The 4,151-nt window shown below is 73.6% G+C and carries 5 protein-coding genes; 2 read left to right on the forward strand and 3 right to left on the reverse strand.

What is annotated here, in order from left to right; translation table 11 throughout:
• A partial coding sequence (locus H0488_RS17935) for a S8 family serine peptidase (RefSeq protein WP_183100608.1) occupies window positions 1-888 on the reverse strand: 888 nt, incomplete at its 3' end.
• Between the two features lie 221 nt (window positions 889-1,109).
• Here H0488_RS17935 and H0488_RS17940 point away from each other — a divergent pair.
• On the forward strand, window positions 1,110-1,505 hold the full coding sequence (locus tag H0488_RS17940; RefSeq protein WP_183100609.1) for a cold-shock protein: 396 nt from the start codon (window positions 1,110-1,112) through the stop codon (window positions 1,503-1,505).
• Window positions 1,506-1,532: 27 nt separating this feature from the next.
• Here H0488_RS17940 and H0488_RS17945 read toward each other — a convergent pair whose 3' ends face one another.
• Entirely contained in the window at window positions 1,533-2,990 is a 1,458-nt protein-coding gene (locus H0488_RS17945; protein WP_312856414.1) for an MFS transporter, read from the reverse strand.
• Window positions 2,991-3,053: 63 nt separating this feature from the next.
• Between H0488_RS17945 and H0488_RS17950 the strand changes: the two genes are divergently transcribed.
• Window positions 3,054-3,830 carry a DUF3027 domain-containing protein gene (locus tag H0488_RS17950; protein ID WP_312856415.1) on the forward strand — a complete coding sequence of 259 codons (777 nt, stop codon included), beginning with the start codon at window positions 3,054-3,056 and terminating at the stop codon, window positions 3,828-3,830.
• Between the two features lie 10 nt (window positions 3,831-3,840).
• On the opposite strand, the gene H0488_RS23720 is transcribed toward H0488_RS17950, so the two are convergent.
• On the reverse strand, window positions 3,841-4,151 hold a 311-nt coding region (locus H0488_RS23720; protein WP_376768474.1), incomplete at its 5' end, for a class I SAM-dependent methyltransferase.

Consider the following 4,151-nt stretch of genomic DNA (forward strand, 5'->3'; position numbering starts at 1 on the left):
GTCGTCGGCGGGGTCGGGCGCCGACCAGCAGGCCTTGTAGACCGCGATCCTGGCCTGCGGAGCGATGCCGGAGAAGCGACCCGGCCGGTGTTGTCCCGCGCGCACCGCCACGTCCGCGGCACCGCCGGCGATCGACGCCACTGCGGTGCCGTGGCCGTCGGTGTCGCGCGGGGAGAGGGCGGAGGCGGACCGCAGCTGGTCGCCACCGAAGCCCGCGACGTAGAACTGCGCGCCGACGACCTTCTCGGAGCAGTCGGTGTCGTCCCAGCTGTCGTCGTCGGGGGCGTCGGTGCAGCTGCCGGCGTAGCGGCGTGGGGCGGGACCGAGAGCAGACACCGCGGAGAACGCGGGGCTGGTCGGGTCGATGCCGGTGTCGACGAAACCGATGACGGTGCCGGCGCCTCCCGCCGCCCGGCTGCTGCGCGGCCGCACCGGTGCCTGCGGCTCGCTCGGCGCACCGACGGTCCCGGCGAGGGCGCGGATCGCGTTCTCCTCCACGAGCGCCACCCGGTCGTCGGCGACGAGCACGGCGTGCTGGTCCTCGGTGAGCTCGACCGCGAACCCGTTGAGCGCCGTCGTCCACTGGTAGACCGGGGCATCGGCGTCGACGCTGTCGAGGACGGCGGCCTGCAGGGCGAGCATCCGCCGGGCGACCTCCGTGTCCGGCGCCTCGCCGCGGTGGCCGGCGGTCCCGGGTCCGCGGAGCGTGACCAGGTGCAGGGTGGTCTCGCCCTCGCCCTCGCCGTCGTCGGCCCGGGCCGGCGCAGCGGCCGTCAGGGCGGTGGCGGCGACGGTGGCCACGACGGTGGCCACGACAGCAGCCACGATGGTGGCGAGGGACAGGGCGCGACGGAGCCGAGGCTGGTGCTGGCGATCGTCGCCGCGCATGCGTGCCTGCTTCCTGTCCCCGAGACGGTTCCCCCGGTGGCCCCGAACTGCCCATTGTGCCCCGTGCGCCCTGGGGGTAGGCAAGTCTTCAACCATCGGTGCACAGGCGCCGACCAGGCGCGGAGGCGAAAGCCGTTCGTGGTCCGTCGGTCCGATGTCCTACGCTTTCTGGTCGCGCTCCGGAATCGCTGGGGCGCACGCGTGAGAGAAGGGTCGAGACCGTGCCGACTGGCAAGGTGAAGTGGTACGACGCGGAGAAGGGCTTCGGCTTCCTCTCCCAGCCCGAGGGCGAGGACGTCTACGTCCGCTCCGACGCGCTGCCCGAGGGCGTCACGACCCTGAAGCCCGGGACCCGGGTGGAGTTCGGCATCGCCCAGGGACGTCGTGGCGACCAGGCGCTGCAGGTGAAGGTGCTCGACGCGCCCGCCTCGGTGTCCCGCAACCAGTCGCAGGCGAAGCGGAAGAAGCCGGAGGAGATGGTCCTGATCGTCGAGGACCTCATCCGCCTGCTCGACGGCGTCGGCGAGGCCTACCGTCACGGCCGCCACCCCGACCGCCGTACGGCGCAGCCCGTCGCCAAGGTGCTGCGCGCCCTCGCCGACGAGCTCGAGAGCTGAGTCCGGTCTGGCCGAGCGGCGTGCGGCTTACGGCCGCCTGGAGGCTTGCGGCCCGGTGGCCGGTGCGGCGGCTGGTGCGGCGGCTGGTGCGGCCCTGCCCGGGCGGCTCCCCAGCACGTAGACGGCCCAGGCGCCGAGGATGACGGCCGCGGCGGTGAGGCCGAACTGCGGCCACCACGGCATGGAGATGCCGACGAACCCGCCGATGACCCAGGCGAGCTGCAAGGTGGTGTCACCGCGCGCGAACGCGCTCGAGTGGGCGCGCGCGGGCACGCCGGTCTGGATCGTGGAGTCGAGGGACACCTTGGCGAGGTACTGCGTCAGCCCGGCGGTGAGCCCGAGCGCGACCAGCGCGATCACGCTGTAGAAGGCGGCCGCCAACGCCACGATCACGATGTCGGCGAGCAGCGCCGCGACCACGGTGAACGCCGGGTTGATCTTCTTGGCCAGCGACGCGAGCACGATGCCGAGCGTGTTGCCGAGACCGGCGCCGCCGATGACGAGGCCGATGAGCAGCGTGGTCCGGTCCTCCCAGCCGTCGATGGGTTCGGCCCTCAACAGGAACACGATGTACATCGTGAGGAAGCCCGACAGCCACCGCGGCCCGCAGTTGACGCGCAGCGCGAACGCCACCTTCGGCGGGAGGCCGGGGGTACGGCGGCCGTTGGTCGGCATCTCGTCGACGGTCTGCTCGCCCTCCGTCGAGTCGACCTTCGCCGGCAGCAGGATCGCGACGACGGTGCCGAGGACGAAGACCAGGAACGCGTAGCGCAGCGCCCACTCGGACCCGAAGTACGCCGCCGCGCCCGCGAGCGGCGCCGAGATGCTGGCGCCGACCACGCCGGCCAGGGACACCCGGCCGTTGGCCTTCACCAGGGTGATCTCGGGCGGCAGCAGGCGGGGAACGGCGGCGGCCCGGGTGACGCCGTACGCCTTCGAGGAGACGAGCACGCCGAGGGCAGCCGGGTAGAGCCACACCGACTCGTCGGCGACGGCGCCGGCCAGGACCCAGCACAGGAAGCCGCGGATCGCGAACGTCGCGCCGATCGCCCACCGGCGTCCGTGGCTGAACCGGTCGAGGAACGGCCCGATCAGCGGAGCCACGATCGCGAACGGCAGCATGGTCAGGCCGAGGAAGAGAGCGACCTGGCCGCGCGCCTCGCTCGTGGCGCCGGCGAAGAAGATGGTGCCGGCCAGCGCGATCGCGACCGCGGCGTCGCCTGCCGCGTTGCAGGCGTGCAGCTCGATCAGCCGGTTGAGGCCGGACCGCTCGGCGCCCTGGGCGCCCGCCGCCCGCCGGGCTTGGCGGAAGGTCGCGCGCCCGAACCTGCCGGTGACCCGGGCGAACCCGCGCAGGCCGCGCGCCGTCGCCAGAGCGCCGGTGCCGACGCTCTGGCCGACCGTCCGTGTCGGCGCGAGCCCGTCGGCCGGAACCTCCGGACGGGCGCCGCCGGGTGCGGATTCGTCGGGCGGCTGGGACGTCACGTGCCTATCTTGCCTGTTCACCCCGACGTGACGACCACCTCCTTGATGGGGGACACTCCTCGGGTGACCACGATCGAGCGCAAGGCGACCGACACCGTGACGGCCGCAGCCGTCGACGAGGCCCGTGCCGCGCTGCTCGAGGACGTCGACGCCGCCGATGTCGGCGACTACCTCGGCCACGAGGTCGAGGGCCAGCGCGTCGCCACCCACCGGTTCACCTGCACCCGCCGCGGCTACGTCGGCTGGCAGTGGGCGGTCACCCTCACCCGCGCGTCTCGGCAGAAGAAGGTGACGGTCTGCGAGGTCGTGCTGCTGCCCGGCCCGGACGCGATCATCGCGCCGCCGTGGGTGCCCTACCGCGAGCGGATCAAGCCGGGCGACCTGTCGCCCGGTGACCTGCTCCCCGTCGCCGACGACGACCCGCGCCTGGTGCCGACGTACTCCTTCGGTGACGACCCGCTTGACTCCGACGACAAGGCCCAGGTGCGCCAGGTCGCGAAGGACCTGGGTCTCGGCCGGGTCCGCACGCTGTCGCCCGAGGGCCGCGACGCCGCCGCCGAGCGGTGGTACGACGGCGACGGCGGCCCCGAGGCACCGCTGGCCAAGTCCGCGCCGGACACCTGCACGTCCTGCGGCTTCCTCGTCCGGATCGCCGGCCCGCTCTCGGAGCTGTTCGGTGTCTGCGCCAACGGCGACGCCAACGACGACGGCCGGGTGGTCTCCTTCGACCACGGCTGCGGCGCCCACTCCGAGGTGCGGCTCAGCAAGCGGCACGCACCGGTCCCGATGGTGCCGCCCGTGGTCGACACGATGACCCGCGACGACCTCGAGTCCTTCTGATCCTGCCGGGTCAGGATCCCGCGCTGCGCAGCAGCCACACGGCGTACGCGTCGTCGACGGGTCGCAGGTCGTAGCCGCCGAAGCGGTGCTCGGCCCGCAGGCCCGCCGCCTCGACGTCGGCGGCGAACTCCTCGAGGGTCGCCTTCCGGGCGGTCTCCGGGCCGTCCTGCAGGTGGAACCCGACGAGGATCCGGCCCTCCGGTGCGAGCAGGTCGCCGAGCCGGCGCAGCACGGCCACCTCGGTGGCCTCCGCGACGAAGGCGATCACGTTGCCGACGCACACGACGAGGTCGAACGCCGTGGGGGCGCCGGCAGCCGCCA

The organism is Nocardioides pelophilus (assembly GCF_014180685.1).
In the GTDB taxonomy this organism is placed as follows: domain Bacteria; phylum Actinomycetota; class Actinomycetes; order Propionibacteriales; family Nocardioidaceae; genus Nocardioides; species Nocardioides pelophilus.